The 14,726-nt window shown below is 60.8% G+C and carries 14 protein-coding genes; all 14 read left to right on the forward strand.

Features of this window, described 5'->3' with window-relative positions; all coding sequences use genetic code 11:
• Positions 1 to 14 precede the first annotated feature (14 nt).
• The 14 genes from hscA (at position 15) to der (ending at position 14,723) form a co-directional block, all read left to right on the forward strand.
• Positions 15 to 1,865, forward strand: coding sequence for a Fe-S protein assembly chaperone HscA (gene hscA, locus ACYF6X_RS01800; protein ID WP_130018140.1), 1,851 nt, complete (start codon positions 15 to 17; stop codon positions 1,863 to 1,865).
• Between the two features lie 2 nt (positions 1,866 to 1,867).
• A complete protein-coding gene (gene fdx, locus ACYF6X_RS01805) occupies positions 1,868 to 2,203 on the forward strand; it encodes an ISC system 2Fe-2S type ferredoxin (RefSeq protein ID WP_046897754.1) in 336 nt (111 codons plus the stop codon).
• 32 nt (positions 2,204 to 2,235) lie between these two features.
• Entirely contained in the window at positions 2,236 to 2,436 is a 201-nt protein-coding gene (gene iscX / locus ACYF6X_RS01810) for a Fe-S cluster assembly protein IscX (protein ID WP_006327336.1), read from the forward strand.
• 83 nt (positions 2,437 to 2,519) lie between these two features.
• Entirely contained in the window at positions 2,520 to 3,815 is a 1,296-nt protein-coding gene (pepB, locus tag ACYF6X_RS01815) for an aminopeptidase PepB (protein ID WP_063990538.1), read from the forward strand.
• An 89-nt stretch (positions 3,816 to 3,904) separates the two neighbouring features.
• The gene (gene sseB / locus ACYF6X_RS01820) at positions 3,905 to 4,735 is read left to right on the forward strand and encodes an enhanced serine sensitivity protein SseB (protein ID WP_130018141.1); all 831 of its coding nucleotides are present in this window, start codon (positions 3,905 to 3,907) and stop codon (positions 4,733 to 4,735) included.
• Positions 4,736 to 4,897: 162 nt separating this feature from the next.
• A complete protein-coding gene (gene ndk / locus ACYF6X_RS01825) occupies positions 4,898 to 5,323 on the forward strand; it encodes a nucleoside-diphosphate kinase (protein WP_004941424.1) in 426 nt (141 codons plus the stop codon).
• Positions 5,324 to 5,560: 237 nt separating this feature from the next.
• Positions 5,561 to 6,757: a dual-specificity RNA methyltransferase RlmN gene (rlmN, locus tag ACYF6X_RS01830; RefSeq protein ID WP_063990536.1), complete on the forward strand. Its 1,197-nt coding sequence runs from the start codon at positions 5,561 to 5,563 to the stop codon at positions 6,755 to 6,757.
• Positions 6,758 to 6,855: 98 nt separating this feature from the next.
• Positions 6,856 to 7,605, forward strand: a complete 750-nt coding sequence (gene pilW, locus ACYF6X_RS01835; protein ID WP_063990649.1) for a type IV pilus biogenesis/stability protein PilW — start codon at positions 6,856 to 6,858, stop codon at positions 7,603 to 7,605.
• A complete protein-coding gene (rodZ, locus tag ACYF6X_RS01840; protein ID WP_063990535.1) occupies positions 7,595 to 8,569 on the forward strand; it encodes a cytoskeleton protein RodZ in 975 nt (324 codons plus the stop codon). Before pilW ends, rodZ begins: the two co-directional genes overlap by 11 nt.
• A 45-nt stretch (positions 8,570 to 8,614) precedes the next feature.
• On the forward strand, positions 8,615 to 9,736 hold the full coding sequence (gene ispG / locus ACYF6X_RS01845) for a flavodoxin-dependent (E)-4-hydroxy-3-methylbut-2-enyl-diphosphate synthase (RefSeq protein ID WP_016929756.1): 1,122 nt from the start codon (positions 8,615 to 8,617) through the stop codon (positions 9,734 to 9,736).
• Between the two features lie 139 nt (positions 9,737 to 9,875).
• Positions 9,876 to 11,150, forward strand: coding sequence for a histidine--tRNA ligase (hisS, locus tag ACYF6X_RS01850; RefSeq protein ID WP_025159556.1), 1,275 nt, complete (start codon positions 9,876 to 9,878; stop codon positions 11,148 to 11,150).
• 13 nt (positions 11,151 to 11,163) lie between these two features.
• On the forward strand, positions 11,164 to 11,784 hold the full coding sequence (locus tag ACYF6X_RS01855) for a YfgM family protein (RefSeq protein WP_033635592.1): 621 nt from the start codon (positions 11,164 to 11,166) through the stop codon (positions 11,782 to 11,784).
• A gap of 11 nt (positions 11,785 to 11,795) precedes the next feature.
• A complete protein-coding gene (bamB, locus tag ACYF6X_RS01860; RefSeq protein ID WP_033635590.1) occupies positions 11,796 to 12,977 on the forward strand; it encodes an outer membrane protein assembly factor BamB in 1,182 nt (393 codons plus the stop codon).
• 255 nt (positions 12,978 to 13,232) lie between these two features.
• A complete protein-coding gene (der, locus tag ACYF6X_RS01865) occupies positions 13,233 to 14,723 on the forward strand; it encodes a ribosome biogenesis GTPase Der (RefSeq protein WP_019452357.1) in 1,491 nt (496 codons plus the stop codon).
• The last annotated feature ends 3 nt before the right edge of the window (positions 14,724 to 14,726 follow it).

The raw sequence follows: 14,726 nt of genomic DNA on the forward strand, positions 1-14,726 counted from the left end.
GTGGAAGCTTCAACATGGCCTTATTACAAATTAGTGAGCCTGGCCTCAGCGCCGCGCCGCATCAGCGACGTCTGGCCGCCGGCATCGACTTAGGCACCACCAACTCGCTGGTCGCCACGGTGCGCAGCGGGCAAGCGGAAACGCTGGCCGACGAACAGGGCCGCCATTTGCTGCCTTCGGTGGTGCATTATCAGGCGAACGCGCAGCGCGTCGGCTGGGAGGCGCGCCAACAGGCGGCGCAGGATCCGGCCAATACCGTCAGCTCCATCAAACGCATGATGGGCCGCTCGTTGGCGGACGTGCAGCAACGTTACCCGAACCTGCCGTATCAATTTCAGGCCAGCGACAACGGCCTGCCGCTGATCGTCACCGCCGCCGGCCCGGTTAACCCGGTCGGCGTCTCCGCCGATATCCTGCGGGCCCTGTCCGCGCGCGCGCAAGCGGCGCTGGAAGGCGAGCTGGACGGCGTGGTGATCACCGTTCCCGCCTACTTCGACGACGCGCAGCGCCAGGGCACCAAAGACGCGGCGCGTCTGGCCGGCCTGCACGTCCTGCGCCTGCTGAACGAACCGACCGCGGCGGCGATCGCCTACGGGCTGGATTCCGGCCAGGAAGGGGTGATCGCGGTTTACGATCTGGGCGGCGGCACCTTTGATATCTCCATTCTGCGCCTCAGCCGCGGCGTGTTCGAAGTGCTGGCCACCGGCGGCGATTCCGCGCTGGGCGGTGACGACTTCGATCACCTGCTGGCCGACGGGTTGCGCGAGCAGGCCGGCGTGGCCGATCGCAGCGACCATGGTGTGCAGCGCCAACTGCTGGATGCCGCCATCGCCGCCAAAATCGCGTTGAGCGATGCCGACAGCGTGCGCGTCGAGGTGGCCGGCTGGCAGGGCGAGGTGACCCGCGCCCAGTTCGAAGCGCTGATCGCTCCGCTGGTGAAACGCACGCTGATGGCCTGCCGCCGCGCGCTGAAAGACGCCGGCGTCGCCGCCGACGAGGTGCTGGAAGCGGTGATGGTCGGTGGTTCTACCCGCGTGCCACTGGTGCGTGAGCAAGTGGGGGCCTTCTTCGGCCGTGCGCCGCTGACGTCGATCGATCCGGATAAAGTGGTCGCCATCGGCGCCGCGATCCAGGCCGACATTCTGGTGGGCAACAAGCCGGACAGCGACATGCTGCTGCTGGACGTGATCCCGCTGTCGCTGGGCCTCGAAACCATGGGCGGTCTGGTGGAGAAAGTGATCCCGCGCAACACCACCATCCCGGTGGCGCGCGCGCAGGAATTCACCACCTTTAAAGACGGCCAGAGCGCGATGATGATCCACGTGCTGCAGGGCGAGCGCGAGCTGGTGCAGGACTGCCGTTCGCTGGCGCGCTTCACGCTGCGCGGCCTGCCGCCATTGCCTGCCGGGGGGGCGCACATTCGCGTCACCTTCCAGGTGGATGCCGACGGTCTGCTGAGCGTCACCGCGATGGAGAAATCCACCGGCGTCGAAGCCTCGATCCAGGTGAAGCCGTCGTACGGTCTGTCGGACAGCGAAATCGCCAGCATGATCAAGGATTCGATGGCCAACGCGCAAAACGACGTGGGCGCGCGCAAGCTGGCGGAGCAACGCGTGGAAGCTGCGCGGGTGCTGGAAAGCCTGCAGGGCGCGCTGGCCACCGACGCCGCGCTGCTGAGCGAGGCGGAAAGCCAGGCGATCGCCGCCGCGACCCAGGCGTTGCAGCAGGCGGCGCAGGGTGAAGATCCTGCCGCTATCGAAGACGCCATCAAAACATTAGATGCACAAACGCAAGATTTTGCCGCGCGCCGCATGGACGCTTCCATTCGCCGCGCGCTGGCTGGCCATTCTGTGGATGAGGTTTAACCATGCCTAAAATTGTTTTCCTGCCCCATCAAGATCTTTGCCCGGAAGGGGCGGTTCTGGACGCTGAAAAAGGGGAGTCGATCCTCAACGTTGCGCTGCGCAACGGCATTGAAATCGAGCACGCCTGCGAGAAATCCTGCGCCTGCACCACCTGCCACTGCATCGTGCGTGAAGGCTTCGATTCGCTGGAAGAGAGCAGCGAGCTGGAAGACGACATGCTGGACAAAGCGTGGGGGCTGGAGCCGGAAAGCCGTCTGAGCTGCCAGGCGCTGGTCGCTGACGAAGATCTGGTGGTCGAAATGCCGCGCTACACCGTCAACCACGCGCGTGAGCATTAATTGTTAGCCGCAGCGCCAACCCGGAGATCATAATGGGACTGAAGTGGACCGACAGCCGAGAAATCGGCGAAGCCCTGTACGACCAATACCCGGACACCGATCCGAAAACCGTGCGTTTTACCGACATGCATCAGTGGATCTGCGATCTGGAAGAGTTCGACGACGATCCGCAGGCTTCCAACGAAAAAATACTGGAAGCGATCCTGCTGGTCTGGTTAGATGAAGCGGAGTAAATAGCGTAACGGGCTGCCATGGGCGGCCCGTTTATTTTGTATCCGACAAGATTAATAAAAGAATAATCCGGAGTAAGAAGGCTATGACAACAGAATTCATGCAGGTCACGCTGTCGCAACAACCAGCCGACGCCCGTTGGGGCGAAAAAGCGCTGCTCAGCACCAACGGCGAAGGGATGACCATCCACCTGACCGGCGCCGACAAGCTGGGCGCGATCCAGCGTGCGGGTCGCAAAATTGACGGTCAGGGCATCAAAAACGTCAAACTCGCCGGTGACGGTTGGGACTTGGAAAACAGCTGGGCGTTTTGGCAGGGCTACCGCGGGCCGAAAGGGCAACGCAACGTCGAATGGGCCGAACTGCCGGAAGCCGCACGTCAGGAGCTGGATAAGCGCCTGAAGATCGTAGATTGGGTGCGTGACACCATCAATATGCCGGCGGAAGAGCTGGGGCCGGAGCAGCTGGCGACCCGCGCCGTCGATCTGATGTGCGACGTCGGCTGCGATGCCGTCAGCTACCGCATCACCAAGGGCGAAGATCTGCGCGAGCAGAACTATGCCGGCATCCACACCGTCGGCCGCGGCTCCGAGCGCCCACCGGTGCTGCTGGCGCTCGACTTCAACCCGACCGGTAACCCGGACGCGCCGGTGTTCGCCTGCCTGGTCGGCAAGGGCATCACCTTCGATACTGGCGGTTATAGCCTGAAACAGAGCGCTTTTATGGACTCGATGAAGGCTGACATGGGCGGCGCGGCGACCATCACCGGCGCTCTGGCGCTGGCGGCGGCGCGCGGCCTGAAGCAGCGCGTGAAGCTGTACCTGTGCTGCGCCGACAACATGGTCAGCGGCAACGCTTTCAAACTGGGCGACATCATTCGCTACCGCAACGGCAAAACCGTTGAGGTGATGAACACCGATGCGGAAGGGCGCCTGGTGCTGGCCGACGGCCTGATCGACGCTTCTCAGCAGAACCCGCAGCTGATTATCGACTGCGCCACCCTGACCGGCGCGGCCAAAACCGCGGTCGGCAATGACTACCATGCGCTGTTCAGCTTCGACGATGCGCTGGCGCAGGAGCTGCTGAGCAGTGCCGCCGCCGAGCACGAGCCGTTCTGGCGTCTGCCGCTGGCCGAGTTCCACCGCAGCCAGCTGCCGTCCAACTTCGCCGAGCTGAACAACGTGGCCGGCCCGGCCTACACCGCCGGCGCCAGCACCGCGGCGGCCTTCCTGTCGCACTTCGTCAAGAACTACCAGCAAGGCTGGCTGCACATCGACTGTTCCGCCACCTACCGCAAAGGCGCGGTGGAGCAGTGGTCGGCCGGTGCGACCGGTCTGGGCGTGCGCGCCCTGGCCAACCTGCTGCTGAGCAAAGCCAAATAATTGAACGCCCGCCGCGTCGGGCGCTAGAATGCGCATTATCTTCGGGGCCCAGCATGCTGGGCCTCGCTATTTGATCCCTGGAGTTTGCCATGAGTGCCCATCATCACGATGCCGCCCCGAGCGAGAACGAACTTGAACGCCTGCTGAAGCTGGCGGTGACGGAGCCGGCCCATCGCCCGGCGTTCTTCCGTGAACTGCTCGACGCCACGGTGCTGATCCTCGGCGACAGCGAGCAGGTGCAGCAGGACGGCGACATCGCGCTGAACGCGGATACGCCGGTCAATATCCAGCATTGGGAGAAGCAGGACGGCGGCAGCATCATTCCGTTCTTCACCTCGCTGGAAGCGCTGCAGAAGGCCGTTGAGGACGAACAGCCATTTATCGCCATGCCGGCGCGGGTGTTGTTCGAAATCACCCAGGGCGCGGATCTGTTCCTCAACCCGAAGGCGGAGTACGGCAAGGAGTTCTACCCGGAAGAGGTGGCGATGCTGCTGGCGACCGGCGGCGTCGTCAAACCGGTGGAGCATTACGTCGATAAAGAGACCCAAATCCTGCTGGGGCAGCCCGAAACGTATCCGTCGGCGATGGTGGACGCGTTGACCACGCTGTTCAGCCAGCGCAAGCCGGTGCGCCGCGCGTTTCTGGCGCTGATGCACGACCAGGCGGCGGACGAGAAGCCGAATTTGCTGATCGGGCTGGAAGTGGACGCCGAGCCGGCGGAGATCGAGGCGTTGATCAACGAGGCCGGCAGCGTCGCCAGCGAAACGGCGCCGAACGACGAACCGGTGGATTTCTGCCTGGTGTCGGAGAACGAGCGCGGCATCAGCCACTATCTGATCTCCCATACGCAGCCGTTTTATCAGCGCCGCTGGGGCAGCTGGCTACGCAATTTGATCCCGTCTACCGACAAGACCCAGTAGCGCCGCCACGTTGTCGAAAATGGCCTATGAAGATCATATTTTTTTAATGAAATGTTGATTTTCCCGTAGGCAAGCGTTAACGGCGCACATATAATCTGCGCCACTTGAGAAGGCCGGCAACATTGCAGACCGGCCTGTTTTGGATGTTATACAGAGGCCATCATGACCGTAGAACGTACCTTTTCCATCGTTAAACCAAACGCTGTAGCCAACAACGACATCGGCGCTATCTATGCGCGTTTCGAGCGCGCCGGTTTCAAAATCATCGCCGCTAAAATGCTGCGTCTGACTCGCGAACAAGCTGAAGGCTTCTACGCTGAGCACAAAGGCCGTCCATTCTTCGACGGTCTGGTTGAGTTCATGACCTCTGGCCCAATCATGGTGCAAGTTCTGGAATCTGAAAACGCCGTGCAGCGCAACCGCGACATCATGGGCGCAACCAACCCGGACAACGCGCTGGCCGGTACCCTGCGTGCCGACTACGCGGACAGCTTCACCGCTAACGCCGTTCACGGTTCCGACTCCGTTGAATCCGCACAGCGTGAAATCGCTTACTTCTTCAACGAAAGCGAAATCTGCGCACGTTAATCGTGCCGTTTCTTGGCTGATAGCCCGGCATTCACCGGCTGAAACAATAAAAATGCCCTGAATGCCTTTCAGCCGTAGCCACCCGCTACTAAAATTTGTACAATGCCGCGCCCCTGATAAGACGACTTGTCAGGGGCGCGTTTTTAGTGCCGCCACCCGAATCATGCGGGCTGAAATGCACAACTTACTGTCCATTCTTTAGCGCCATAACGTGTAATAACGAGGCCAGAGATCATTATGTTAGAACCCATCACGTCCGAGCACACCGTGTCTGAAAATAATTCGCTGACTACCCCCTCCGTTAACGTGGAGCAACCGGCTGCGGCCAAAATCAACCTGCTGGACCTGAACCGCCAGCAAATGCGTGAATTCTTTGCCGAAATGGGCGAGAAACCGTTCCGCGCCGATCAGGTGATGAAGTGGATGTACCACTACTGCTGCGACGATTTCGAGCAGATGACCGACATCAACAAAGTCCTGCGCGGCAAGCTGCAGCGCGTGGCGGAAATTCGTGCGCCGGAAGTGGCGGAAGAACAGCGCTCGGCCGACGGCACCATCAAGTGGGCGATTAAGGTCGGCGATCAGCAGGTCGAAACCGTGTACATCCCGGAAGCCGACCGCGCGACGCTGTGCGTCTCCTCGCAGGTAGGCTGCGCGCTGGAGTGCAAATTCTGTTCGACGGCGCAGCAGGGCTTCAACCGCAACCTGCGCGTGTCGGAAATCATCGGCCAGGTGTGGCGCGCGGCGAAAATCATCGGCGCGCTGAAAGTGACCGGCCAACGTCCGATCACCAACGTGGTGATGATGGGCATGGGCGAGCCGCTGCTCAACCTGAACAACGTGGTGCCTGCGATGGAAATCATGCTGGACGACTTCGGCTTTGGCCTGTCCAAACGCCGCGTGACCCTGTCTACCTCCGGCGTAGTGCCGGCGCTGGACAAGCTGGGCGACATGATCGATGTGGCGCTGGCGATCTCGCTGCATGCGCCGAACGACACCATCCGCGATGAGATCGTGCCGATCAACCGCAAGTATAACATCGAGACCTTCCTATCCGCGGTGCGCCGCTATCTGGAGAAATCCAACGCCAATCAGGGCCGCGTGACCGTCGAGTACGTGATGCTGGATCATATCAACGACAGCACCGACGATGCGCATCAGCTGGCGGAAGTGCTGAAAGACACGCCGTGCAAGATCAACCTGATCCCATGGAACCCGTTCCCGGGCGCCCCTTACGGCCGCAGCTCCAACAGCCGGGTGGATCGTTTCTCCAAGGTGTTGATGGAATACGGCTTTACGACTATTGTTCGTAAAACCCGTGGTGACGATATCGACGCCGCCTGCGGGCAACTGGCGGGTGAAGTGATCGATCGTACCAAGCGTACCCTGAAGAAGAAAATGGCCGGGGAACCTATCAACGTACGGGCGGTCTGAATCCTATAGCACCATTTTTTGTTATCTAACAGCCTGTTATGCGAAAGCGTGTCGCTGATGGGCGTTAGCTGACGGCCGATAAGGAAATGAATGCGGGCATGAAGCTGAAACTGTGGGGTGTGTGGCTGGCGGCCGGGTTGTTGGCCGGGTGTTCCGGTTCAGCGCCGGAAAAGGAAGCACAAGTCTCTGAGGCGGGCCAGACGCGGTTGCAGCTGGGCCTGGAGTACCTGCAGCAAGGCGACATGGACGCCGCGCGCCAGAACCTGGAAAAGGCGCTGGATGCGGCCCCGCAGGATTACCGCACGCAGTTGGGCATGGCGCTCTACGCGCAGCGGATCGGTGAAAATGCCGCAGCCGAACAGCGTTATCGGCAAGCGCTCAAACTTGCGCCAGGCAATGGCACCGTGTTGAATAATTACGGTGCGTTTCTTTGCGGTTTAGGGCAGTATGTACCGGCGCAACAGCAGTTTAGCGCTGCGGCGCTGGCGCCCGATTATGGCCAGGTCGCCGACAGCCTGGAAAACGCAGGTTACTGTTTTCTCAAGGCCGGACAAAACGATGAAGCGCGCACGCTGTTGAGCCGCGCGCTGAAGGTCGATCCGGACAAAGGCACTCCGCTGTTGGCGGAGGCCGAAAAGCAATTTGGAGAAGGGAAGCGCGCCCAGTCGCAACTTTTATTGGATGTTTATCAGCATGTTCTGCCGGCCAGCGCCAGCAGCTTATGGTTACAGATTCGTTTCGCCGCGTTAGCCGGCCGTCAGGATAGCGTTCAACGCTATGGCAAGCAGCTAGCGCGAAGTTTTCCACAATCCAAACAGTACCAGCAGTTCTTAGCTAATGAATACTGAAGCCTCCCAAGATAAAACCGAATCCATGACGACAGGCCAGCGCCTGCGTCAGGCCCGTGAGCAACTCGGGCTGAGCCAACAGACCGTTGCAGAACGCCTGTGTCTCAAAATGTCCACCGTGCGCGATATCGAGGAAGACAGCGTGTCTGCTGACCTCGCGTCCACCTTCGTGCGCGGCTACATCCGTTCCTACGCCAAGCTGGTGCATTTGCCGGAAGACGAACTGTTGCCGATGTTGGCCAAGCAGGCGCCGTTGAAGATGGCGAAAGTGGCGCCGATGCAAAGCTTCTCGCTGGGCAAGCGCCGCAAGAAACGCGACGGCTGGCTGATGAGCTTCACTTGGCTTATCGTGTTCGTGGTGATCGGCCTGACCGGCGCCTGGTGGTGGCAAAACCACAAGGCCCAGCAGGAAGAGATCGCCACCATGGCCGATCAGTCTTCCGCGCAGCTTTCGCAGAATAACGAAGGGCAGTCCGTGCCGCTGACCGACGGCAACGCCGACGCCGGCACTAACGTGCCGTTGACTGACAACAGCGCAGCGCCGGCCGATGCCGGCGCTGCGGCTCAGGCGCCGGCGGCTACCGCTCAGGCGCCGAGTGCGGCTCAGCAGCAGCCTGCCGTGGTGTCGCCAAGCCAGACAACCCTGCCGGAAACCGCGCCGGCGGCACAAGCGCCGTTGCCGACCGCCGATGCGGGCGTGGCTGCGCCGGTGGCCGATCCGAATGCGCTGGTGATGGATTTCTCCGCCGACTGCTGGCTGCAGGTGACCGACGCGAGCGGTAAGACGCTGTTCAGCGGCACCCAGAAGCAGGGTGGCAAGCTGAACCTGGCCGGCACTGCGCCGTATAAACTGACCATCGGCGCGCCGGCGGCAGTACAGATCCAGTATCAGGGTAAGCCGGTTGATTTAAGCCGGTTCGTTAAGTCAAACCGTGTTGCTCGCCTGACCGTCGCCGCGCAGTAATCGCGCGGCTGGTCGTGATGTCAGAGCAGCAATGGAGAGTAAGTAATGCATAACCAAGCGCCCATCAACCGTCGAAAATCTACACGCATTTACGTCGGCAAGGTGCCTATTGGTGATGGTGCGCCGATTGCTGTGCAGTCGATGACCAACACCCGTACCACCGATGTTGAAGCAACGGTTAATCAGATTAAAGCGCTGGAGCGCGTGGGCGTCGACATCGTCCGCGTTTCGGTTCCTACCATGGACGCCGCAGAGGCGTTCAAGCTGATCAAGCAGCAGGTCAACGTGCCGCTGGTCGCCGATATCCACTTCGATTATCGCATCGCGCTGCAGGTTGCCGAATACGGCGTAGACTGCCTGCGCATCAACCCGGGCAACATCGGCAACGAATCGCGCATTCGCTCGGTGGTGGACTGCGCCCGCGATAAGAACATCCCGATTCGCATCGGCGTCAACGGCGGCTCGCTGGAGAAAGACCTGCAGGAAAAGTACGGTGAACCTACGCCGGAAGCGCTGCTGGAATCCGCCATGCGCCACGTGGACATCCTCGATCGCCTCAACTTCGACCAGTTCAAGGTCAGCGTCAAGGCGTCGGACGTGTTTCTGGCGGTGCAATCTTACCGCCTGCTGGCGTCGCGCATCGATCAGCCGCTGCATCTGGGCATCACCGAAGCCGGCGGCGCGCGCAGCGGGTCGGTCAAATCGGCCATCGGCCTGGGCATGTTGCTGTCTGAAGGCATCGGCGACACCCTGCGCATCTCGCTGGCGGCGGATCCGGTCGAAGAAGTGAAGGTCGGTTTCGATATCCTGAAGTCGCTGCGCATCCGCGCGCGCGGTATCAACTTTATCGCCTGTCCGACCTGTTCGCGTCAGGAGTTCGACGTGATCGGCACGGTGAACGCGCTGGAGCAGCGTCTGGAAGATATCATCACGCCGATGGACGTTTCGATCATCGGCTGCGTGGTGAACGGTCCGGGCGAAGCGCTGGTGTCCACCATGGGCGTGACCGGCGGCCACAAGAAGAGCGGCTTCTATGAAGACGGCGTGCGCCAGAAAGAGCGTTTCGACAACGAACAGATGATCGACCAGCTGGAAGCGAAAATTCGCGCCAAGGCCGCGATGATGGATGAAAGCAACCGCATCACGGTCAACCTGCTGGAAAAATAAGCGTTATTGCTACATGGCGGGCCTGTTGGCCCGCTTGTTTATGAGCCTGAAGGGCAGAAAACCGCATCCGCGTTGAATACCGGGCGGCAAAGTCCCTATAATCAGGTTCATTTTTACAGACAACGGACAGAGAACTCACGTGGCAAAGAACATTCAAGCCATTCGCGGCATGAACGACTACCTGCCGGAAGAAACGGCATTATGGCAGCGTATTGAAGGCACCCTCAAGCAGGTGCTGGGCAGCTACGGTTACAGCGAAATCCGGTTGCCGATTGTAGAGCAGACCCCGTTATTCAAACGCGCGATCGGCGAAGTGACCGACGTCGTGGAAAAAGAGATGTATACCTTCGAAGACCGCAACGGCGAAAGCCTGACGCTGCGTCCGGAAGGGACGGCTGGCTGCGTGCGCGCCGGCATCGAACATGGTCTGCTGTACAATCAGGAACAGCGTCTGTGGTACATCGGCCCGATGTTCCGCTACGAGCGCCCGCAGAAGGGCCGCTACCGTCAGTTCCATCAGCTGGGCGCGGAAGTGTTCGGCCTGCAAGGCCCGGACATCGACGCCGAGCTGATCCTGCTGACGGCCCGCTGGTGGAAAGCGCTGGGCATCGCCGAGCACGTCAAGCTGGAGCTGAACTCCATCGGTTCGCTGGAGGCGCGCGCCAACTACCGCGACGCGCTGGTGGCGTTCCTGGAGCAGCACGTTGAGGTGCTGGACGAAGACTGCAAACGCCGCATGTACAGCAACCCGCTGCGCGTGCTGGACTCCAAGAATCCTGAGGTGCAGGCGCTGCTGAACGACGCGCCGCGCCTGTCCGAGTACCTGGATGAAGAATCCCGTGCTCACTTCGCCGGTCTGTGTGAACTTTTGGCGCAGGCAGGTATCCCATATACCGTTAACGAGCGCCTGGTGCGCGGTCTGGATTACTACAACCGCACCGTGTTTGAGTGGGTGACCACCAGCCTGGGCGCGCAGGGCACCGTCTGCGCGGGCGGCCGTTACGACGGCCTGGTCGAGCAATTGGGCGGCCGTGCCACCCCGGCGGTCGGTTTCGCCATGGGCCTCGAGCGTCTGGTGTTGCTGGTGCAGGCGGTTAACCCGGAATTCAAGGCGCCGTCGGCTATCGACGTGTACGTCATCTCTTCCGGCGCGGGCACCCAGAGCGCGGCGATGCAGTTGGCTGAACAGGTGCGCGATGCGGCGCCTCAGCTGAAGCTGATGACCAATTACGGCGGCGGCAACTTCAAGAAGCAGATCACCCGTGCGGACAAATGGGGCGCGCGCATCGCGCTGATCCTGGGTGAGAGCGAAGTGGCGGCGCAGCAGGTGGTGGTGAAAGACCTGCGCAGTGGTGAACAAGAAACGCTGGCGCAAAGCGAAGTCGCTGCGCGTCTGGCTTTGATGTTAGGTTAAGGAGAAGGACACCGTGGAAGTCTATACCACTGAAAACGAACAAGTCGACGCACTGCGTCGGTTCTTTGCCGAGAACGGCAAAGCGCTGGCGGTGGGCGTGGTGCTCGGAATTGGTGCCCTGGTTGGCTGGCGTTACTGGCAGAGCCATGAAAACTCCAACATGATGGCGGCATCGCAATCCTATCAGGAAGCCAGCGATCGTCTGGCGGCCGGCAAGCCGGATGACGTGGCTGCCGCGGAGAAATTTGTCCAGGCTAACGGCAACAGCTACGGCGTATTGGCCGCGCTGCAGTTGGCCAAGCACTTTGTCGAACAGAATGATTTCGCCAAGGCGGAACAGCAATTGGCGCTGGCGCAGGGCCAGACCAAAGACGACAACCTGTTGGCGATGATCGACCTGCGTCTGGCGCGCGTCCAGCTGCAGGAGAAAAAGCTGGATGAAGCGCTGAAAACGCTGGATGGCGTGAAAGGCGAAGGCTGGGCGGCGATGATGCAGGATGTGCGCGGCGATGTGTTGCTGGCCAAGGGTGACGCCAAGGGCGCGCGCGAAGCTTACAGCAAAGGCATTGAGTCCAACGCTTCTCAGGCGCTGCAGGTTCTGCTGCGCATGAAATTGAATAACTTGTCCAGCTAAGGGGAATTCCCATGCAATTGCGTAAAACACTCTTGGTCGGACTGGTTTCCGCTGCCTTGCTGAGTGGTTGCTCGCTGTTTAACAGCGAAGAAGACGTGGTTACCATGTCGCCGTTGCCGAAAGTTGAAAATCAGTTTACGCCGAGCAAGGCGTGGAGCACCTCGGTAGGCGACGGCATCGGTGAGTATTACTCCCACCTGCGTCCGGCCTATCAGGACAGCACCATTTACGCCGCCGATCGCTTCGGCATCGTGAAAGCGATGGACGCCGACAGCGGCAACGAGAAGTGGAAGGTGAATCTCTCCGAGAAGACCGGTTTCTTCTCCAGCAACCTGTCTGCGCTGCTGTCGGGCGGCCTGACGGTCGCGGGTGACAAGGTTTACGTCGGCAGCGAAAAAGCGGTGGTTTACGCATTGAACACCGCCGACGGCGCCATCGCCTGGCAGACCAAAGTGGCCGGCGAAGCGATCTCCCGTCCGGTTGTCAGCGACGGCATGGTGTTGGTGCACACCTCCAACGGCATGCTGCAGGCGCTGAACGAAGCCGACGGCGCGGTGAAGTGGACGGTTAACCTGGACATGCCTTCGCTGTCGCTGCGCGGTGAATCCGCGCCGGCTGTCGCCTTTGGCGCCGCCATCGTCGGCGGTGACAACGGCCGCGTCAGCGCCGTGCTGATGCAGCAGGGCCAACTGATCTGGCAACAGCGTATTTCTCAGCCGAGCGGCGCGACCGAAATCGATCGCCTGAACGACGTGGATACGACGCCGGTGATCGTTGACGGCGTAGTCTACGCACTGGGTTACAACGGCAACCTGACGGCGCTGGATCTGCGTTCCGGCCAGATCATCTGGAAACGCGAGCTGGGTTCGGTGAACGATTTCATCGTCGACGCGGGCCGTATCTATCTGATCGACCAGAACGATCGCGTGGTGGCACTCAGCACCGAAGGCGGCGTGACCGTGTGGACGCAGAGCGATCTGCTGCACCGCAACCTGACGCCGCCGGTGATGTATAATGGTTATCTGGTGACCGGTGACGCCGAAGGCTATCTGCACTGGATCAACACCACCGATGGCCGTTTTGTCGCCCAGCAGGAAGTGGACAGCTCCGGCTTCCTGTCTGCGCCGATGGTGGCCGGCGACAAGCTGATCATCCAGGCTCGCGGCGGGAAAGTTTACGCTTTCACCCGCTAACGCCGCTCGTCGTGACCCTTCTTGCACCCGAAAGATTTCGGGTTGCAGCCAGGCGGCAAGCGCATGAGCCCTCGGGAGCTTAGTGAGCTAAGTGACCGAGGCGAAGGTGCGCAGACAACGCCGCTGTGGCGCGAAAGATGAAGGGGAAAACGGCTCCTGAATGTTCAGGGGCCGTTTCGTATTTTATAAGCTGCACCGCTGGTGTCTATCCACAGTGTAGTAACGCATTGATTATTAAGTAATGAGGCTTCAACAATGATACCTGTCGTCGCGCTGGTCGGGCGCCCGAATGTGGGTAAATCCACCTTGTTCAACCGTTTAACCCATACGCGTGATGCGCTGGTGGCGGATTTCCCGGGGCTGACGCGTGACCGCAAGTATGGTCGTGCTGAAATCGAAGGCAATGAGTTCATCATCGTCGATACCGGCGGTATCGACGGCACCGAAGACGGCGTCGAAACGCGCATGGCCGGTCAGTCGCTGCTGGCGATCGAAGAGGCGGACATCGTGCTGTTCATGGTCGACGCCCGCGCCGGCCTGATGCCGGCGGATCAGGGCATCGCCCAGCACCTGCGCAGCCGACAGAAGGCGACTTTCCTGGTGGCCAACAAGACCGACGGCCTGGATCCGGACACCGCTACCGCCGATTTCTACTCGCTCGGCCTGGGTGAAGTGTTCGCTATCGCCGCTTCCCACGGCCGCGGCGTGACCCAGCTGATCGAACACGTGCTGGTGCCGTTCGTGCCGGAAAAACCGGAAGACGTCGAACTGACCGAGGAAGAGGCCAACGCCGCTTACTGGGCCGAGCAAAACGGTGAAACGCTGGAAGGCGAAGAAGACGAAGAGCCGGAAGAAGAGTTCAACCCGCAGGATCTGCCGATCAAACTGGCGATCGTCGGTCGTCCTAACGTTGGTAAGTCTACGCTCACTAACCGCATCCTCGGCGAGGAGCGTGTGGTGGTGTACGACATGCCGGGCACCACCCGCGACAGCATCTACATTCCGATGGTGCGCGACGAACGCGAATACGTGCTGATCGACACCGCCGGGGTGCGCAAACGCGGCAAGGTGACCGAAACCGTCGAGAAGTTCTCGGTGATCAAGACCCTGCAGGCGATTGAAGACGCCAACGTCGTGCTGCTGGTGATCGACGCGCGTGAAGGCATCTCCGATCAGGATCTCTCGCTGCTCGGCTTTATTCTCAATAGTGGGCGCTCACTGGTGATTGCGGTCAACAAGTGGGACGGCATGAGCGAAGAAGATCGCGAGCACGTGAAAGAGATGCTTGACCTGCGTCTGGGCTTTGTCGACTTCGCGCGCGTGCACTTCATTTCCGCGCTGCACGGCAGCGGCGTCGGCAACCTGTTCGAATCGGTACAGGAAGCCTACGAGTGCGCAACCCGCCGCGTAAACACCTCGATGCTGACCAAAATCATGCAGATGGCGGTTGACGATCACCAGCCGCCGTTGGTGCGCGGCCGCCGCGTGAAGCTGAAATATGCTCACGCCGGCGGTTACAACCCGCCGATCGTGGTGATCCACGGCAACCAGGTCAGCGATCTCGCTGATTCGTACAAGCGCTACCTGATGAACTACTTCCGCCGCTCGCTGAACGTAATGGGGACGCCGATCCGCATCCAGTTCAAAGAGGGTGACAACCCGTTCGCCGGCAAACGCAACCTGCTGACGCCGACCCAGATGCGTAAGCGCAAGCGCCTGATGAGCCACCTGAAAAAGAGCAAGTAATCG

The sequence above is a fragment of the Serratia sp. ID 25-353 genome, assembly GCF_054792795.1.

Bases quoted from the DNA above. Each gene is read 5' to 3' on its own strand.
- hscA (WP_130018140.1), top strand. From the start codon at position 15: ATGGCCTTATTACAAATTAGTGAGCCTGGCCTCAGCGCCGCGCCGCAT.
- fdx (WP_046897754.1), top strand. From the start codon at position 1,868: ATGCCTAAAATTGTTTTCCTGCCCCATCAAGATCTTTGCCCGGAAGGG.
- iscX (WP_006327336.1), top strand. From the start codon at position 2,236: ATGGGACTGAAGTGGACCGACAGCCGAGAAATCGGCGAAGCCCTGTAC.
- pepB (WP_063990538.1), top strand. From the start codon at position 2,520: ATGACAACAGAATTCATGCAGGTCACGCTGTCGCAACAACCAGCCGAC.
- sseB (WP_130018141.1), top strand. From the start codon at position 3,905: ATGAGTGCCCATCATCACGATGCCGCCCCGAGCGAGAACGAACTTGAA.
- ndk (WP_004941424.1), top strand. From the start codon at position 4,898: ATGACCGTAGAACGTACCTTTTCCATCGTTAAACCAAACGCTGTAGCC.
- rlmN (WP_063990536.1), top strand. From the start codon at position 5,561: ATGTTAGAACCCATCACGTCCGAGCACACCGTGTCTGAAAATAATTCG.
- pilW (WP_063990649.1), top strand. From the start codon at position 6,856: ATGAAGCTGAAACTGTGGGGTGTGTGGCTGGCGGCCGGGTTGTTGGCC.
- rodZ (WP_063990535.1), top strand. From the start codon at position 7,595: ATGAATACTGAAGCCTCCCAAGATAAAACCGAATCCATGACGACAGGC.
- ispG (WP_016929756.1), top strand. From the start codon at position 8,615: ATGCATAACCAAGCGCCCATCAACCGTCGAAAATCTACACGCATTTAC.
- bamB (WP_033635590.1), top strand. From the start codon at position 11,796: ATGCAATTGCGTAAAACACTCTTGGTCGGACTGGTTTCCGCTGCCTTG.
- der (WP_019452357.1), top strand. From the start codon at position 13,233: ATGATACCTGTCGTCGCGCTGGTCGGGCGCCCGAATGTGGGTAAATCC.